We start from the raw sequence: 643 nt of genomic DNA, 5'->3' as shown, positions 1-643 counted from the left end.
TACTGACTTCGGCGTATTAGGGTCAGTTCGGTCTGTCGAGAGCGAGGCCCGTCCCGGTGAGGAATCCGCCGAGGATGTTGTGCCGGTACTGCAGTGCCTTGAGTCGCCTGCGGAGCAGGCTCTCCAGCTCGCCGAGCGTGCGGGTGGCCAGGTTGGCCAGGCTCCGCTTGATGTGCGCCCACAGGCCCTCGACCGGGTTGAGCTCGGGCGCATACCCGGGCAGCAGGACCACTGTCAGCCAGTCCCGCTCGGCCGCGAGCGCTTGCATCGTCTTGGAGATGTGGGTGTTCAGCCGGTCCCACACCACGATCAGTGGAGCCTTGAGCAGTTTGGTGGACGCCGTCGAGCAGGTGGATGTAGTCGCTCTCGCCGAGCGAGCGGCGCTCGCCCTTGCGGCCGGTATGCCGGCGTACCCGGAAACAGGCGGGCGGGCAGCCCGGGCCGGTAGCACAGCAGTCCGGCCACCGAGAGCCGTCCCCGGCTGCGGCCGGACACCTTGACCCTCGGGGTGATCCCGCGCCGCCCCCAGGTGCGGCCCTTGGGCGGACGGCCGGTCACGCCCGCTTCGTCCTCGAAGCAGATGAACGCACCGGTCACCGCCCGGAGGGTTTTACCTCCTGCCAGGTCACCTCCCGCCATGAGG

1 pseudogene is annotated in these 643 nt (G+C 69.1%); it reads right to left on the bottom strand.

Annotation, left to right across the window (positions count from 1 at the left end):
* Positions 1–22: 22 nt before the first annotated feature.
* Positions 23–643, bottom strand: a pseudogene (locus tag ADK64_RS48890) (IS630 family transposase); the annotation flags it as partial.

The organism is Streptomyces sp. MMG1121 (genome assembly GCF_001280015.1).
GTDB lineage: Bacteria > Actinomycetota > Actinomycetes > Streptomycetales > Streptomycetaceae > Streptomyces.
The sequence above is the reverse complement of the archived record's forward strand: the minus strand, read 5'-3'. Positions and strand labels throughout refer to the sequence as shown.